Source organism: Sutterella sp. KLE1602 (assembly GCF_001578585.1).
Classification (GTDB): Bacteria; Pseudomonadota; Gammaproteobacteria; order Burkholderiales; family Burkholderiaceae_F; genus Sutterella; species Sutterella wadsworthensis_A.
In genome coordinates, this window is sequence record NZ_KQ968562.1 from 51,885 (window position 1) to 68,424 (window position 16,540).

Sequence of the window (16,540 nt, forward strand, 5' to 3'; positions counted from 1 at the left end):
AAATTCGACATTTTGGGGTAGAAAATGCCTTTTGAGATCCTGCAGGAACTTGATCCTCTGAACACCGTCATCAAGGTGATCGGCGTGGGCGGCGGCGGTGGCAATGCCGTCGAGCACATGATCACGCATGGTGCGAAGGGCATCGAATTTATCGCCGCGAACACGGACCATCAGGCCCTGTCTCGTTCGCGTGCGCACGTGAACATCCAGCTCGGCTCCACGGGCCTCGGCGCTGGCGCCAGGCCTGAAGTCGGCGCGGCCGCAGCTCAGGAAAAGCGCGAGCAGGTGGCCGAGGCCATCCGCGGCGCGCATCTGCTCTTCATCACCGCCGGCATGGGCGGCGGCACGGGCACGGGCGCTGCTCCCGTCATCGCCGAGATCGCCAAGGAAATGGGCATCCTCACGGTTGCCGTCGTCACGAAGCCCTTCAGCTTCGAAGGCGGCCGTCGCATGCGTTGCGCGGAAAAGGGCATCGAGAACCTCAAGGACAAGGTCGACTCGATGATCGTGATTCTCAACGAGAAGCTCGAGAGCGAATGCCCCCCGAACGCCACGATGAAGGAATGCTTTGAAATGAGCAACGAAGTGCTCTACAAGGCATGCGTGGGCATTGCGGAAATCATCCACACGCCTGGCACCATCAACGTCGACTTCGAGGACCTGAAGACGGTCATGAGCGAACGCGGCACGGCCATCATTGGCCTGGCGTCCGCCTCCGGTCCGGACCGCGCCCGCGTGGCTGCGGAAAAGGCTATCGCCTGTCCGCTTCTCGAAGGTGCGAACCTCCAGGGCGCCCGCGGCCTGCTCGCCTACTTCACGGGCAACGAGTCGGTCACGCTTGCCGAAATCAAGGAGGCCATGGCGGTGCTCAACACCTTCGTCCACAAGAGCGCCATCGTGATCTTCGGCTCCGCCATCTCCGAGGAGATGGGCGACGAGATCCGCGTGACCCTCGTGGCGACCGGCCTCGACCGTCCGCTCGATGCGAACGAACCCGGCTCGGGCGTTCAGGCTCCCGCAGTCTTCAACGCCTCGTCCGAAGCCCCCGCTGGCCTTCAGACCCCGGTCTTCGGCCAGACGCTGGAGGCCCCTGCGCCCGAACCCGCCGCTCAGCAGGGGGATGCCGCGGTTGACGTGTCCAAGTTCGTCATTCCGACCTATCTGAAGTAAGCCGCTCCGTCGGGCACGGCCCGTTCGGGGACCCAGAAGGAAGCCGGCGCGTCAAGCGCCGGTTTTCGTACGGAGATCACTCATGTTCAAGCAGCGCACGCTCAGGCAGTCCGTCGAGACCGTCGGGATCGGGCTTCACAGCGGCCGCAAGGTGCACCTCGTGCTTCGCCCCGCGGAACCCGACACGGGCATTCTCTACAGGCGCGTGGACATTCGTCCCGCCGTCGAGATTCCCGCTCATCCCCTCAACGTGAACGACACGCGCATGGCCACGACGGTCAACGTCGGCAAGGCCGCCGTGGCGACCATCGAGCATCTGATGAGCGCCTTCAACGGCCTCGGCATCGACAACGTGATCGTCGAGGTTGACTCCGCCGAGATTCCGATCATGGACGGCTCGGGTGCAAGCTTCGTCTTCCTGCTTCATCAGGCGGGCATCGTTGAGCAGGACGCGCCCAAGCGCTTCGTGCGGGTGCTCAAGCCCGTCGAGGTTCGCGAAGGCGACAAGCTCGCAAGGCTTGAGCCGCACGAGGGCTTTCGTCTCACGTTCACCATCGCCTTCGGTCATCCGGCGATCGACCGCACGGAGCAGAAGGCGGACGTCGACTTCTCGCGCGTCACGTACGAGCAGGCGGTCTCCCGTGCCCGCACATTCGGTTTCGTGCAGGATGTGGAGATGCTTCGCCGCATGGGGCTCGCCCAGGGCGGCTCGCTCGAGAACGCCATCGTGATGGACGAGTTTCGCATTCTCAATCCGGGCGGACTGCGCGAGAACGACGAGTTCGTCAAGCACAAGATCCTGGACGCAATGGGCGACCTCTACGTGCTTGGTCATCCGCTTCTTGCGCATTACGTTGCGCACAAGTCGGGTCACGGCCTCAACAACCAGCTCCTGCGCGCTCTTCTTGCAGACGAGACGGCCTGGGAGTGGGCGACGTTCGACAGGGCCGAGGACTGCCCCGTCGACTTCTGGATGCAGAAGACCGATCAGGTAAGGCCGTAAAGTCCCTCTGCAATCGCACGCGCGTCCTGCGGACGCTCCGACAGCGCCTTGGCGGCTTCCAGAAGCTGCGCAAGGCGCTTCGTGTTTTCAGGCGTCGGATTCTCTAGCATGGAAAGGCGTTCGGCCTCCCTGCGGATGTCGGCGTGAAGGGCCTCGGGGTAGTGGGCCTCATCGGGTGCGAGGGTCGGAATGTGGCTCATCAGGGCCTTGCGCATGCGCGGGGACGGCGTTTCGCGCGCGAGAGACGCAATGGCGGCCGCCGCGGCGGCGGAAACGCGCGGTGCGGCGGGCGGCGCCTGAGGGGCTTCCTCGTCTTCGGGTGCGACGAGAGCGGCCTCGGCGGCCTGCGCGTCCGAGGGCAGAAGCTCAAGCGCGCGGTTGATGGCGTCGAGTCTGGCGTCGATTCGCTCGAGCCTGTGCACGGCGACAAGCCTGCGGTCCTTCTGTTCGGCCAGAAGCTCAAGCTTTCGCTCGCGCTCGGCCTCAAGTCTCGGATAGTCTCTGGCCTCCTCCTCGGTGGGGATGATCGCGGCGTTGATGCCGTGCGTCAGGTCCGCTACGAGCGTCGTGAGGCGCATGCGCTCGGTGCTCAGGTCGATCGATTCCCTGCCGAGACGCTCCTCGAGAAGACGCCGGCGGTTTTCCTCGCCGGGCTTGATCACGTTGCGAAGTCTTTCCATCGTGGCCTTGAGGGCGGGATCCTCGATGTCGTCAAGAATGCCCGAGATGGCGGCGGCACCCACTGCGGACGGCGCGCGCTCGATCCGCGGAATAGGAACGCCCGCCTGGGGTGCGGGGCGCTTCGGAATGATGCGGGCGTCGACGGCGGTGACGGGAAGACCCGCCGCTACTGCGGCGGCGGCCAGTCTGGGGGTGAGCTGTCTGATTCTGTTTTGTTGGACGGCGCTTTCAGCCAGAAGCACGAGCGTGTGCCCCTCGACGCGGCAGTAGGCGGGATCTGTGAAGTCGATGCTCATCCTGAAGGGGCGAAGCACGTGGGCTGCGACTGCGCCTGCGCGCTTTGAAAGCGCGTAGGAGGCCATCAGCGGCTGCAGCTCGTCGCGGGCGAGGCAGCTGTCGATCGTCTGTCGTCCGATTCTTCGGCGGATGAAGTCTTGTGTCACATTGCGACCTTGTTGTAAGAGAAGGAAAACGCCTACAGAATAGCCCGTAGGTACAAATCAGGTGGCGGAATTCTGTGCGATAATCCAACAGCTATGCAGGTCGGGGCCTGCGGAGGGGCGCTACGCACGCCTTTCCAACAGGGAGGAGGCTCCGGCGCAACCGAAAACAGGGTAGCACGGAACAGCGCCGGCGTGAGCGGCGCGGCCATGCCGCATATGGTTCCGTCCGTGCCCTCAGATCCATTCTGGTTACACACAATGTTTGACGAACTTCTGACAAAAATCTTCGGTAGTCGCAACGACCGCCTGATCAAGCAATATCGCCGCAAGTGCGATGCCATCAACAAGCTCGAGCCCGCCATGCAGGCGCTCTCGGACGAAGAGTTGAAGGCCAAGACGCAGGAATTCCGCGACCGCATCGCCAAGGGCGCGACGACCGACGAGCTCCTCCCCGAAGCTTTTGCCGTGGTTCGTGAAGCCTCCGTGCGCGTGCTCGGCATGCGCCACTTCGACGTGCAGCTCATCGGCGCAATGGTTCTCAACGACGGCAAGATCGCTGAAATGCGCACGGGCGAAGGCAAGACACTCACCGCCACGCTCGCCGTGTACCTCAACGCCCTTCCCGGCAAGGGCTGCCACGTCGTGACCGTCAACGATTACCTTGCCTCCCGCGACGCGGACTGGATGGGCCGCCTCTACAACTGGCTCGGTCTTTCGGTCGGCAAGATCCTCTCGAATCAGAACAACGAGGAAAAGCGCGCCGCCTATGCCTCCGACATCACGTACGGCACGAACAACGAATTCGGCTTCGACTACCTGCGTGACAACATGGAGTACGACGTCGCCGCTCGCCGCCAGCGTCCGCTCTACTATGCGATCGTCGACGAAGTGGACTCGATTCTCATTGACGAGGCCCGCACGCCGCTCATCATCTCCGGCCCCGCCGACGACAACACGGAACTCTATCGTGCCGTCAACGACATTCCGCCGCTCCTTACCCGCCAGGCTGAGGAAAAGGGCGAGGGCGACTATTGGGTCGATGAGAAGGCCCATCAGGTCTACCTCTCCGAGGCCGGTCACGAGCATCTCGAGCAGATTCTCTCCGAGCGCGGTCTCGTGCAGCAGGGCGAGTCGCTCTATGCGCCGAAGAACATCATCCTGATGCACCACCTCAACGCCGCCCTGCGTGCGCACACGCTCTTCCACCGCGACCAGCACTACGTCGTGCAGAACGGCGAGATCGTCATCGTCGACGAGTTCACGGGCCGCCTGATGCCAGGCCGCCGCTGGAGCGAAGGTCTTCACCAGGCCGTCGAGGCCAAGGAAGGCGTGAAGATCCAGCAGGAAAACCAGACGATGGCGTCGATCACGTTCCAGAACTTCTTCCGCATGTACGGGAAGCTCTCCGGCATGACCGGCACGGCCGACACCGAAGCCTACGAATTCCAAGACATCTACGGCCTTGAAACGGTCGTCGTGCCGACGCATCGCAAGATGGTCCGCATCGACGAGCAGGACAAGGTCTACCGCACGGTCAACGAAAAGTACCGCGCGATCATCGACGACGTGAAGGCCTGCTACGAACGCCGTCAGCCGGTACTTCTCGGCACGACCTCGATCGAAAACTCCGAGCTTCTCTCCTCCATGCTCACGAAGGAAGGCATTCCGCACAACGTGCTCAATGCCAAGCAGCATGACAGGGAAGCCCAGATCGTTCTCGAAGCAGGCCGTCCCGGCGTCGTGACGATCGCCACGAACATGGCCGGCCGAGGCACCGACATCGTGCTCGGCGGCGGCATCAACAAGGCTGTCGACGCCATTCGTGCCGACGAGACGCTTACTGAAGAGCAGCGCGAGGCGAAGATCGCCGAAGTGAAGGCCGAATGGCAGAAGCTTCACGACATCGTCGTGGAGGCTGGCGGCCTGCGCATCATCGGTTCCGAACGTCACGAGTCCCGCCGCATCGACAACCAGCTCCGCGGCCGTGCAGGCCGTCAGGGCGACCCGGGTAGCTCCTGCTTCTATCTCTCGATGGAAGACCAGCTCCTGCGCATCTTCGGCGGCGACCGCATGCGTGCCATCGCCGATAAGCTCCGCCTTGAAGAAGGCGAGGCCATCGAGTCCAAGATGCTCACCCGCATGATCGAGTCCGCCCAGCGCAAGGTCGAAGGCCGCAACTACGACATCCGCAAGCAGCTGCTTGAGTTCGACGACGTCCAGAACGACCAGCGTCACGAAATCTACGGCCTGCGCAATCAGATCCTTGAGAGCGAGGACATCTCCGAGCTCGTCAAGAACCTGCGCGAAGGCCTCTTTACGGACCTCTTCCGCGCCTATGTGCCGGCCGAGACCGTTGAGGAGCAGTGGGATCTCGACGGTCTTCAGACGAAGCTTGCCGGCGAGTTCGGCATTGTGATCGACTTCAAGCAGCTTCTTGACTCGAACGACCAGTTCACGGACGACGACCTGCTCGAGGCGCTTCTCAAGCAGGCCGAGGCCCAGTACGTCGAGAAGGAGCAGATGGTCGGTCACGAGGCCTTCACGGGTTTTGCCCGCTCCCTTCTCCTTCAGATTCTCGACCAGCTGTGGCGCCAGCACATTTCCGCGCTTGAGGCCCTTCGTCAGGGCATCTACTTGCGCGGCTATGCTCAGAAGCAGCCCAAGCAGGAATACAAGCGCGAGGCCTTCAACATGTTCGAGCAGCTGCTCGACCAGATCCGCGAGACCCTCGTGCGCGTGCTCATGCAGGTTCAGATCAACGTGAAGCCCGCCGAAGAGCCCGCCCAGCAGCAGCCTGTCGAGGAACCTGCTCCCGCCGAGGCGACAGGCAGCGCGCTCGAGAACATGCCCAAGGAGGAGCTCGATCCCGCGCTCTTCGCGCATGTCGGCCGCAATGATCCGTGCCCGTGCGGCTCCGGCCGCCGATTCAAGGACTGTCACGGCCGTCTCTCCTGAGAGGCTGACGAATAGTCCTGAATGACTTTCAGAGCCCGTCTTCGCGTTTCGTGAAGGCGGGCTTTTCCTTGGCGGTCGCCAATGTCAATGCTGGAGATTCGGACATGAGGAATGAACGATCAATTTCGCTCCCCGGCCTTCTACTGGGCTTTTCCGTTGATGGGGGCGTTGCGGCGGCCGCTGTTCCTGCGGCTGCGCGCACGGTTCTGTCGCTTCCGCAGGCTGCGCTTGGGGACGGCACGGCGCAGGCTCTGAGGATGCGCAGGATGTCGGGGTCGCGGACGGGCTGCATTCTGATGAGCAGGGGATATCCGATGTTCGGCGCGGGCGGTCTCTCTGATGCGGGGTTGAGCGCGTTCAGGCATGAGGCGCTCAGACGTCTGGAGCTTCCCGAGGATGCGCTCGCCCTCCTGCTTCAGGGAACCCGCAGGGAGCTGACGCCGGTCGGAGGGCTTGTCGAGCGATGCACCGAAGCCTGGAAAAGAGCAGGGGGCGAGGCACTGCTCCCGGAAGGGTGGACGGGATTCGAAATGCCCTTCATGACGCAGGACGGCGTGATGAGGGTCGGAGCACTTTCGGCAGGCGGTGCGGTCCCGACGGAAAACCGCGTCCTGCTGCTTGCGACCGATGTCCCTGTGCGGGAGGTGATCCTGCAGCGGATCGCCGACAGAGCGGCCGGTCCTCTCTTTGCGTGGCTCAGGGCTGTTGGCGTGCTGTCTGCCGCTGATGTCGTCATGGTCGTGTCGGCGGCGGGTCGAAGGCCTGTGGCGTCAATCGATGATCCTGCTGCGGAAATGCTTGCCAGAGCTCTTGAACTCGCCGTCGGACGCGTGTCGGAGGCATGGGCGGGGGCGCTGGGGAGGAACATCCGCGTGCGGCTCGAGGGACTGCGGGACGAAGAGGAGGCGGAGCATCTGATCGCGGCCCTTGCGGGCGTCGGCGGATGGCTGAGGGGAGCGGGAACACCTCGGGAGGTCTCCCTTGTGCTTCGGGCCGCGCTCGAGCAGAGCGCTCTTCCGGGACTTGAGGCTTCGGGATTTGCCATGCGGCTGGGCGAGTGCGCCGACGCCCTGTCGCTTGCGTCGGCTCAGGAGCTTTCGAATCTGCAGGAAGGCAGGGCGGCCATCACGCTTTTCATGGCTCGGGGCAATCTTTCTACGACATTTTGCGTGTAGCGAAACGTCTGGAGAAGGAGTTAAGATTTTCTCTGTGCGCCTCGTTTGGGGGGCGGTCAGAAAGATAAAGGAAAAGCATCGTGAGTGAAGACAAGGTTGTGGATGTTGCCGTCGGCGTGCTGATTCGCGAAGACGGCCGAGTGCTTCTCGCCTCCCGCCCCGAAGGCAAGCCCTGGGCTGGATACTGGGAGTTCCCCGGCGGCAAGCTTGAGGATGGCGAAACGGTGCATCAGGCGCTTGTGCGCGAGCTCGACGAGGAGCTTGGCGTGCGTCTGGCCGATTCCTTCCCCTGGTTTGTGAAGGAGCATCGCTACGAGCATGCCCACGTGCGCCTTCACTTCCGCCGTTCGCGCGACTTCTTCGGCGAGGCGCTTTCCAAGGAAGGACAGGACTTCGGCTTTTATGCGGCCAACGAGCGCACACCGGGCGTTCTTCTTCCGATCGACCAGAACATTCTCAACCGAGTCGATCTTCCCGATGTCTGGGAGGACAGCACGGCCGTGCTGACGCTTTCCGAAAACGCGCTTCACGCCACTGTGGTTCGCGACCGCAAGTATCGCTTCGTCGGAGCCCGCTGCGGCAATCTTGACGACGTGATGAAGGCCGTCGCCATGGACTTCGACTTCGTGATCGTCAAGCCCGAGGTCTTTGAGGCCACGCTCTGGAAGGGCGAGCCTCGTCTTCCGACCTATGTTGAAGACGTGCCCGCCTCCGACCTGCGTCTCTGGCAGGACCGTGGTGCGCACGGCGTCAAGCCCTGACGATTCGCCTTCCGAGGCTTCGAAAATGAAAAAAAAGCCTGTTCAGTGCTGAACAGGCTTTTTTGTCGGCGGGCGTTCCTGCAGGAAGAGGCGTTCTCAGCGACGTCTGCCGCCCTTGCGCTCCTCGCGTTCGGCGGTGTAGCGGGCGACGCTCTCAAGCTCTTCGGGCGTCATGCGGTCAGCGGAGCCGGGATCGCCTTCGATCACATAGCCGTCTGAGGCCCATTCGCCGAGGTCAATGAGCTTGCAGCGTTCCGAGCAGAAGGGACGCCAGGGATTGGCGGAGGAGTATTCGATCTCCTTGCCGCAGGTGGGGCATTTGACTTTCATGATGTTTTTCGGTCAGGAAGGCGTGCAGAGCCCGAGACGGAACGGAATCTCCTCCGTGCGGGCCAGATGCAGCTTGTGGTTTTCGTCAGGGCGCGAGAAGCGGATCCAGAGCATGTACTTGTTGGCGCTCACCTCGGGAACAACCGTGCTGTCGGCGGGAAGCCAGATCTGGACGAGGGCGCAGTTCTGATTGCGGTTCATCGAGAACTGGTACGTGCCGTTGACGGCTGTAAGGCTCTGGCAGTGCGAGTTGGCGCGGAAGATGCGCAGAAGGAGCATCGTGCCCGTGCGGATGGGTTCCAGCGTGCTCACGTAGCTCTGCAGCTCCCTGCGACGGATTTCGGGAGCCGTGTTCATCCAGAGGTGCATCTGCGGCAGGTCGAATTCGCAGGTGCCGCCTGCAATGCTCTGGCGCGTGCGGATGATCTGCAACCATTGGTTTTCACGCACGCTCTGCGTCGTGCGTCCGACAGAATCCGAAACGGCCTGAATGGCTGCGCCGATCTCGGCGAGATGAGCGGCCATGTCGGGATCCGCCGAGGCGTTCTTGGCAATGAGGCGCTGGCGCTGGCGTTCGAGCTCCTGAATGAGTTCGTGGCGCAGGTCCGAGCGGGCGGTGGCGTCAAGCAGGTCGAAGAGGGCGGATATGCCGGCCTGATGCGCAATGGCGCTCGTCTGCTCGCAAAACCAGTCGAAGCGCTGGAAGAGCGCCTCCAACCGGAGATACGTGCGGATTTTCTCATTGCAGGGGAATTCGTAGAGAAGATGCTCGGCCGTGGACATGTCTGCTTACGCTCCAAGAAGGTGGACGCTGACCCTAAAAATACCACAGCCCTTCGGACTGCGGTCCTCGTTCATCGGGTAATTGCCATCCAGATGCGGCTGAGCGCGTCAAGGCGCTTGCGGAGCGCCGCTTCGTCGTCCTCGTTGACGATGAGGTCGTCGGCGCACTGCAGAATCCGGCTTCGCGGAGGCTGAGCCTTCATCATCAGGCGGGCGGTCTCCTCGGTGAGTCCGGGACGGGAGACGATGCGCGAGAGACGAACGTCGTCCGAGGCGTCGATGACCAGAACGCGGCTGACGGCAGGATGGCGGAAGTCGTCGCGCCAGAGAAGCGGGCAGTCGTAGATGACGATTGGAGACGCAGAGAGGGACTCGAACTCGCGTGTAACGGCAGCGCCGATGAGGGGATGGAGGCAGGCCTCGAGGCGCTTGAGTGCGCCTGCGTCCCGAAAGGCAAGTTCACGCATGCGGCGCCTGTCCATGGCGCCCTCGGGGGTGAGAAATTCCGGACCGAAGGCTTCCGCGACGGCGAGCGAGCCTGCTGCACCCGGGCCTGTGAGCGCGCGGGAGATGGCGTCCGCGTCGACGACGGGGAGGCCCGATGCGCGAAGGTGTGCGGATGCGGTGCTTTTTCCCGCGCCGATGCCGCCGGTGAGTCCGATGATGAGTGACATGGGATGATCTCGCCGAAAAGCAAAAAGGCACCGTCCGAAGACAGTGCCTTTCTGTGGAAACCTGGTCGGGGTGAGAGGATTCGAACCTCCGACTCCTACGTCCCGAACGTAGTACTCTACCAGGCTGAGCTACACCCCGAATTGTCTTGACAGCGTATTCCAACTGTCGAGGAAGAGCAGTATGCCAGAAAAATTCCCAAAAGTAAAGACCACTCCGAAAATTTTTCGGCTTCTTCCGAATGAAGTGGTCGGGGTGAGAGGATTCGAACCTCCGACTCCTACGTCCCGAACGTAGTACTCTACCAGGCTGAGCTACACCCCGACTTTCCTCACAAATCAACGATCACGCTGAACCGTGAAGGCGAGCAATTCTAGCAGAGAATCCCTGAAAATGGAAGGGGCGAGATTTTCAAGCGCTACGCGCCCCCTGTCGAGCTCCTTCTCGGCGCGCAGGCGGCACTTCTCAAGCGCATCGGACTTCAGCACGATGGCGGCGATCGTCGGGAAGTCGCCGTCGCCGAGGCGGATGGCTTCGTCGATCATGGCGCGCTCCTCGGGCGTGCAGGATTCGCGGGCGTAGATGATGGGCAGGGTCACCTTGCCCTCGCGCAGGTCGGCACCGAGGTTCTTGCCCGTGTCGACGGCGTTGCCGCGGTAGTCGAGCACGTCGTCGGCGATCTGGAAGGCGTTGCCGAGGGCGAGCGCATATTCGGCGACGGCCTCTTCCTTTTCAGGACCGCAGTCCGCAATGGCGGCGGCCATGCGTGCGCCCGCTTCGAAAAGGCAGGCGGTCTTGCGCTCAATGACGCGGAAGTAGCGGGTTTCGTCCACGCTGGGGTCGTGTGCATTGACCATCTGCACCACTTCGCCTTCGCTCAGGCGGTTGGCGGCGTCGGAAAGAGCCTCCATGACGCGCAGGTTTCCAGCCTTCACCATCATCTGGAAGGAGCGGGTGTAGAGGAAGTCGCCCACGAGCACGGCCGCGCCGTTGCCCCAGCGGCTGTTGGCCGTCGGGCGGCCGCGGCGCATGTCGCTTTCATCCACGACGTCGTCGTGCATCAGGGTTGCCGTATGCAGAAGCTCGATCGTGGCGCCGAGATACTGGTGCAGCGTGCCCTCGTAGCCGAGCGCACGGCAGATGAGCATCAGAAGGGCGGGGCGCATGCGCTTGCCGCCCGCACTCGTGATGTATTCGCTGATTTCCTTCATGCGGGGCACGTCGCTGGCCAGTTCGCTGCGAATGACCGCATCGACGGCGGCCATGTCTTCGGCGATGGGGGCGAGAACCTTCTTGATGAGGGCCTTGGGATCCTGTTGGTTTTGCATATCGGACATCTGTCTTGAAAAAGCAGTTGAGTGCTGATTCTGGAAGTATAGCCAAGCGGAAAGCCTTCCGAAGAAGGCGGAAGATCGGCCGGAAGCGGCCTTCAGCCCCCGTTCCCGCAGGGGCGAGAAGAAAATCGCTGCTTTTGCTTGACTGAATGGAAGGAGCATGCAATAATCACGAGCTTTCCACGCAACCAAACGTGAGTTGGCGTCATTTGGGGAATGTCTCCTCAAGCGCGCTCACGCGATTACAAAAAGGTTCTGCAGAATCCGGCCGCATCAGGCGGCCGGCGAAGCGGAACGGGCGAGGTTTATTACATGTACGCTATTATCAAGACTGGCGGTAAGCAGTACCGCGTTTCCGTCGGCGACAAGCTCAAGGTTGAAACCCTTGCTGTTGAAGCCGGCGCTCAGGTGACCCTCACCGAAGTTCTCGCCGTCAGCGGCGAAGAAGGCCTCAAGGTCGGCAATCCGACGATCGAAGGCGCTACGGTCACCGCGACCGTCCTTTCCCACGGCCGTGGCGAAAAGGTCCGCATCTTCAAGTTCCGCCGCCGCAAGCACTCCATGAAGTCTGCCGGCCATCGTCAGAACTACACCGAGCTCAAGATCGAAGCGATCGCGGCTTAATTTGCAACCGACTTTTTATAGAGAAGTACTAAAATGGCACACAAGAAAGGTGGCGGCTCTACCCGCAACGGTCGTGACTCCAAGGCCAAGCGTCTTGGCGTGAAGGTTTTCGGTGACGCTGCTGTCAACGCCGGCGGCATCATCATTCGTCAGCGTGGCACGAAGTTCCACGCCGGCAACAACGTCGGCATGGGCAAGGACCACACGCTCTACGCCCTCGTTGACGGCGTCGTGAAGTTCGAAGTCAAGGGTGCTTTCAACCGTCAGTACGTGAAGGTTGAACCCATCGCTGCCTAATTGAGGGCAGGCGTCCTCAGGGACGCGGACGACAGAAGAAAAGCCCAGTGCGGATCCTCCGGCTGGGCTTTCTTGTTGTCTGAAGCATCGGCTGCGTAAATATCCAGAAACGCGCCTTCGCATGCGCATTCGAACCTGCCGATCTGCTATTGTGGCACTCGCGCAAGTGCGAATGCGAAAGCACGGCATTCCGAAACTGCAGGAACCTCTTCCATTGGTTCTGTTGTCAAAATATCCTCTGCGCAACAGGGAGTGTTCGCAGAGACTCAACTTCAGAAGGTGTACTCGTGAAGTTTGTTGATGAAGCAAAAATTGAAGTCCAGGGCGGCAAGGGCGGCAACGGTGCGGCAAGCTTCCGCCGCGAAAAGTTCATTCCGAAGGGTGGTCCCGACGGCGGTGATGGCGGCCGAGGCGGCTCCGTCTACGCGGTTGCCGACCGCAACATCAATACCCTCGTGGACTATCGCTACACGCGCAAGTTCTTCGCTCCCAACGGCGAGAACGGCCGCGGCGCGGACTGCTATGGCGCAGGCGGCGACGACATCGTTCTGCGCATGCCCGTGGGCACTCTTGTGCGCGACACGGATACCGGCGAGGTGATTGCCGACCTGAACGTTCACGGCGCTCGCCAGCTGCTCGCTGCGGGCGGCAAGGGCGGTCTCGGCAACCTTCACTTCAAGAGCTCGATCAATCGTGCGCCCAAGCAGGCGACTCCGGGCGAACCCGGTCAGTACCGTTCGCTCGAGCTTGAGCTTCAGGTGCTCGCCGACGTCGGTCTTCTCGGCATGCCCAACGCAGGCAAGTCGACCTTCATTACGGCCGTCTCCAACGCCCGTCCCAAGATCGCCGACTATCCGTTCACGACGCTCCATCCGCATCTCGGCGTGGTTCGTGTCGGTCCCGAGCAGAGCTTCGTGCTCGCCGACGTGCCCGGCCTCATCGAAGGTGCTGCCGAAGGCGCAGGTCTCGGTCATCTGTTCCTCCGTCATCTTTCCCGCACGAAGATTCTGCTTCACATGATCGACGCCGCTCCCTTCAATGAGGAGACGGATCCCGTTCAGGAAGCCAAGGCTCTGGTGCTGGAGCTTGAAAAGTATGATCCGGCGCTCGCCGCAAAGCCCCGCTGGATCGTGCTCAACAAGATCGACCTCGTCGAGGAGGCTGACCGCGACGCCCTCATCGAGCGCTACCGTTCCGAGCTGGCCGCCAACGGCGAACCCATCTTCGTCATCTCCGCTGCGACCCGTCAGGGCTGCGAAGAGCTTGTGAAGGCTCTCGCACAGCGCATCGATGACGATCGCCGCGAAGAGGTCGCGTTCGCCGACGACACCCGCTTCGATCCTGCCGAACACTAAGAAACGGCTCATTTCCGGAAGAGACTCGTCCGCTGCTGCGGGCCGGGTCTCTTTGTTTTTCCCGCAGGCCGGATACGGCGGGCGGTTTCCTCTCAATTCACTGATCGAACATCATGCAAGCATCAGTCGTTGAACGTCTCTTCAGCCTCAAGGAGAACGGCACTTCGGTTTCTCAGGAAGTCTCTGCCGGCGTCACCACCTTCATGGCGATGAGCTATCTCATATTCGTCATTCCCTCCATGCTCGCCGACGGCGGCATTCCCCGCGATGCGGCCACGAGCAGCGTGATTCTCGTCACGGTCGCGGTGACCCTGTTGATGGGCCTGTGGGCCCGATACCCCGTGGGCGTGGCCCCCGGCCTCGGCATTACGGCGTTCTTCGCCTACTATGTCTGCGGTCCCGCCGGCTTCACCTGGCAGGCGGGTCTTGGTGCGGTGTTCATTTCCGGCCTCGTCTTCTTCCTGCTCACGGTGACGCGCATCCGCCAGTTCATCGTGAACGCCGTTCCGATCGACCTCAAGCTCTCCATCGTGGTGGGCATCGGTGCCTTCATTGCGCTCATCGGTATGAAGAGCGCCGGTCTGGTCATTGCCGACCCGAGTACCTTCGTGGCGCTCGGCAACGTGACTCAGCCCGAGGTTCAGCTCTCCGTCTTCTGCTTCTTCCTCACGGCTGCGCTGATGGTGAAGGGTTTCAGGGCCGCCATGCTCATCGGCATTCTTGCGACGACGACGCTCGGCATCATTCTTGGCGTGACGGAGCTTCCGAAGGGCGCCTGGGTGAGCCTCACGCTTCCCGACATCTCCGCCGTCTTCATGCAGATGGACCTTCAGGGCGCGCTTTCCCATGGCCTTCTCAGCATCATCTTCACGCTGACGATGGTCGACCTCTTCGACAACATGGGCGTGCTGATCGGTCTGGCCCGCAAGTGCGGCTTCATGAGGCCCGATGGTGAGATCCGCAACCTCGACAAGGCGTTCATCACCGACTCCATCGGCACGATGTTCTCCGCCTGCATGGGCACGACGACCGCCACCTCCTACCTCGAAAGCGCTTCGGGCGTCGCTGCGGGCGGCCGTACGGGCCTGACCGCCGTCACGACGGCCGGCTGCTTCGTGCTTGCGCTCTTCTTCATTCCGCTTGTGGGCGTCGTGCCCGCATATGCGACCGCTCCGATCCTCATCATCGTGGGTGCTCTCATGATGCAGGAGGTCGTGCACATCCGCTTCGAAAGGCTTGAAATCGCGATTCCCGCCTTCCTGACCATCATGACGATGCCCTTCACGTTCAACATCGCCACGGGCTTCGGCTTCGGCTTTGTGAGCTACACGGTCATCCACGTGCTGATGGGTCGCTGGCGCGAGGTCACGCCCTTCATGTACCTGATCTCCGCCTGCTTTGTAGCGAACTTCATCATGAGAACCTGATCCCGATCAGTCGTCCCCTTGGGACAAATCCACGCCTTTGCCAGATGCGATCCGGTCCTGACGGACGCCCTTCGGCATGAGGATGGGAGAGGCCCGTGAATTGCTTAATTCACGGGCCTCTCTGCATACTCATGGCAAGAATCCCCTCAAGTTCCCTTGCCGCAGGCGAGGATTCCGTTCGCTCGAACTCGGATGTTCGGACTCGAAAGGAGCGGTCTGCATGAGGTTGGATGCAACGGGCGGGAGGGGGCGGTGAAGGAGAGGACACGGCAGAATTTCTTGCTTTGCGCTATGCTCAAAGATCCCGTTCAATCCTTTCCAAAGGCTTTATCCATGGAATCACTTCTCAAGAACGCGCACCGGGTCGTCGTCAAGGTCGGCAGCGCGCTCGTCACCAACGACGGTCGCGGTCTCGACATTCAGGCCATCGAACGCTGGGCAACCCAGATTGCGGAACTGCAGAAGATGGGCCGCGAGGTCATCCTCGTGAGTTCGGGCGCCATTGCTGAAGGAGTCCTGCGCCTTGGCTGGGAAAAGCGTCCTTCGCATGTCCACCAGCTGCAGGCGGCTGCGGCCGTCGGTCAGATGGGCTTGGTCGAAGCCTATGAACGGCATTTCCGCAATCATGGCATCGGCACCGCCCAGGTGCTTCTGACGCACCAGAATCTGACGGACCGCGAGCAGTATCTCAATGCACGAATGACGATCAGGGAACTCCTGAGACTCGGCATCGTGCCCGTCATCAACGAGAACGACACCGTTGTGACGAGTGAAATCAAGGTGGGCGACAACGACACGCTCGGCGCCCTCGTGACCAACCTCGTTGAAGCAGACGTGCTCGTCATTCTCACCGACCAGCAGGGGCTTTACACGGCCGATCCGCGCAAGGATCCCGAGGCGATGTTCGTCAGCGTCGCGACTGCCGGCGATCCCGTGCTTGAAAAGATGGCGGGCGGTGCAGCCAGCTCCCTTTCCAAGGGCGGCATGATCACGAAGATTCTCGCGGCCAAGCGCGCCGCTCGATCCGGTGCGGGCACGATCATCGCATCGGGTCGTGAGACGGACGTGCTCACCCGTCTGGCCAGAGGCGAGCTCATCGGCACCCATCTTCGTCCCTCCTCCACCGTCCTGCATGCCCGCAAGCAGTGGATTGCAGACCATCTCCGCGCCTCCGGCAGCCTTGTGCTTGACGAAGGGGCGGCCAAGGCCCTCGTTGCCAAGCACACCTCGCTCCTGCCCGTGGGCGTCATCGGCGTCAAGGGCGAGTTCGTGCGTGGCGAGGTCGTCTCGTGTCTCACCGAGGACGGATGTGAAATCGCCCGCGGTCTCGTGAACTATTCGAGCGACGATGCGTCCCGTATTCTGCGCGCACACACGGAGGAGATCGAGGAGCGCCTCGGCTACATGGAACAGCCCGAGATGATTCATCGTGACAACATGGTGGTGCTCGCAGGCGAATGACCTCGCCCGCATGGCCGCTGCGGCCTCAAAACGCGCCTTTCGGGTTAGCGTTCAGAGGGGCTGGCGGTT

15 protein-coding genes and 2 tRNA genes are annotated in these 16,540 nt (G+C 62.0%); 10 read left to right on the top strand and 7 right to left on the bottom strand.

All coding sequences use genetic code 11. From position 1 onward, the window contains the following. The first annotated feature begins 24 nt into the window (after positions 1 to 24). Complete coding sequence (gene ftsZ, locus HMPREF3036_RS08465) at positions 25 to 1,170, top strand: cell division protein FtsZ (RefSeq protein WP_005436000.1); 1,146 nt, start codon at positions 25 to 27, stop codon at positions 1,168 to 1,170. 82 nt (positions 1,171 to 1,252) lie between these two features. Then, positions 1,253 to 2,173 (top strand): UDP-3-O-acyl-N-acetylglucosamine deacetylase, encoded by a 921-nt coding sequence (lpxC, locus tag HMPREF3036_RS08470; protein WP_005436004.1) that lies wholly within the window; start codon positions 1,253 to 1,255, stop codon positions 2,171 to 2,173. Here lpxC and HMPREF3036_RS08475 read toward each other — a convergent pair. Beyond that, the gene (locus HMPREF3036_RS08475) at positions 2,158 to 3,297 is read right to left on the bottom strand and encodes a hypothetical protein (protein ID WP_062333567.1); all 1,140 of its coding nucleotides are present in this window, start codon (positions 3,295 to 3,297) and stop codon (positions 2,158 to 2,160) included. The genes lpxC and HMPREF3036_RS08475 overlap by 16 nt on opposite strands. A 258-nt stretch (positions 3,298 to 3,555) precedes the next feature. Between HMPREF3036_RS08475 and secA the strand changes: the two genes are divergently transcribed. The 3 genes from secA (at position 3,556) to HMPREF3036_RS08490 (ending at position 8,188) form a co-directional block, all read left to right on the top strand. Continuing rightward, positions 3,556 to 6,252, top strand: a complete 2,697-nt coding sequence (gene secA / locus HMPREF3036_RS08480) for a preprotein translocase subunit SecA (RefSeq protein ID WP_005436007.1) — start codon at positions 3,556 to 3,558, stop codon at positions 6,250 to 6,252. 104 nt (positions 6,253 to 6,356) lie between these two features. Further along, positions 6,357 to 7,427: a hypothetical protein gene (locus tag HMPREF3036_RS11945; protein WP_005436009.1), complete on the top strand. Its 1,071-nt coding sequence runs from the start codon at positions 6,357 to 6,359 to the stop codon at positions 7,425 to 7,427. 80 nt (positions 7,428 to 7,507) lie between these two features. Then, a complete protein-coding gene (locus HMPREF3036_RS08490; protein ID WP_005436011.1) occupies positions 7,508 to 8,188 on the top strand; it encodes an NUDIX domain-containing protein in 681 nt (226 codons plus the stop codon). A 96-nt stretch (positions 8,189 to 8,284) separates the two neighbouring features. On the opposite strand, the gene HMPREF3036_RS08495 is transcribed toward HMPREF3036_RS08490, so the two are convergent. From HMPREF3036_RS08495 to HMPREF3036_RS08520, 6 genes are all read right to left on the bottom strand, one after another. Next, complete coding sequence (locus tag HMPREF3036_RS08495; protein ID WP_005436013.1) at positions 8,285 to 8,518, bottom strand: DNA gyrase inhibitor YacG; 234 nt, start codon at positions 8,516 to 8,518, stop codon at positions 8,285 to 8,287. Positions 8,519 to 8,530: 12 nt separating this feature from the next. After that, complete coding sequence (gene zapD / locus HMPREF3036_RS08500; RefSeq protein WP_005436015.1) at positions 8,531 to 9,301, bottom strand: cell division protein ZapD; 771 nt, start codon at positions 9,299 to 9,301, stop codon at positions 8,531 to 8,533. Positions 9,302 to 9,372: 71 nt separating this feature from the next. Beyond that, complete coding sequence (gene coaE, locus HMPREF3036_RS08505) at positions 9,373 to 9,975, bottom strand: dephospho-CoA kinase (RefSeq protein WP_005436016.1); 603 nt, start codon at positions 9,973 to 9,975, stop codon at positions 9,373 to 9,375. Between the two features lie 62 nt (positions 9,976 to 10,037). After that, positions 10,038 to 10,114: transfer RNA gene (locus HMPREF3036_RS08510), tRNA-Pro, on the bottom strand. A 106-nt stretch (positions 10,115 to 10,220) separates the two neighbouring features. Further along, a tRNA-Pro gene (locus HMPREF3036_RS08515) sits at positions 10,221 to 10,297 on the bottom strand. Between the two features lie 14 nt (positions 10,298 to 10,311). Next, a complete protein-coding gene (locus tag HMPREF3036_RS08520) occupies positions 10,312 to 11,301 on the bottom strand; it encodes a polyprenyl synthetase family protein (RefSeq protein ID WP_156469801.1) in 990 nt (329 codons plus the stop codon). A gap of 318 nt (positions 11,302 to 11,619) precedes the next feature. On the opposite strand from HMPREF3036_RS08520, the gene rplU reads away from it, so the two are divergent. The 5 genes from rplU to proB all read left to right on the top strand — a co-directional run bounded on the left by rplU (position 11,620) and on the right by proB (position 16,471). Continuing rightward, entirely contained in the window at positions 11,620 to 11,931 is a 312-nt protein-coding gene (gene rplU / locus HMPREF3036_RS08525; protein WP_005436024.1) for a 50S ribosomal protein L21, read from the top strand. 33 nt (positions 11,932 to 11,964) lie between these two features. Next, on the top strand, positions 11,965 to 12,228 hold the full coding sequence (gene rpmA, locus HMPREF3036_RS08530; RefSeq protein WP_005436025.1) for a 50S ribosomal protein L27: 264 nt from the start codon (positions 11,965 to 11,967) through the stop codon (positions 12,226 to 12,228). Positions 12,229 to 12,515: 287 nt separating this feature from the next. Beyond that, positions 12,516 to 13,583: a GTPase ObgE gene (obgE, locus tag HMPREF3036_RS08535; RefSeq protein WP_062333573.1), complete on the top strand. Its 1,068-nt coding sequence runs from the start codon at positions 12,516 to 12,518 to the stop codon at positions 13,581 to 13,583. Between the two features lie 113 nt (positions 13,584 to 13,696). Next, complete coding sequence (locus tag HMPREF3036_RS08540; RefSeq protein ID WP_062333576.1) at positions 13,697 to 15,010, top strand: NCS2 family permease; 1,314 nt, start codon at positions 13,697 to 13,699, stop codon at positions 15,008 to 15,010. A 333-nt stretch (positions 15,011 to 15,343) separates the two neighbouring features. Continuing rightward, positions 15,344 to 16,471 carry a glutamate 5-kinase gene (gene proB, locus HMPREF3036_RS08545; protein ID WP_005436035.1) on the top strand — a complete coding sequence of 376 codons (1,128 nt, stop codon included), beginning with the start codon at positions 15,344 to 15,346 and terminating at the stop codon, positions 16,469 to 16,471. Positions 16,472 to 16,540 lie beyond the last annotated feature (69 nt).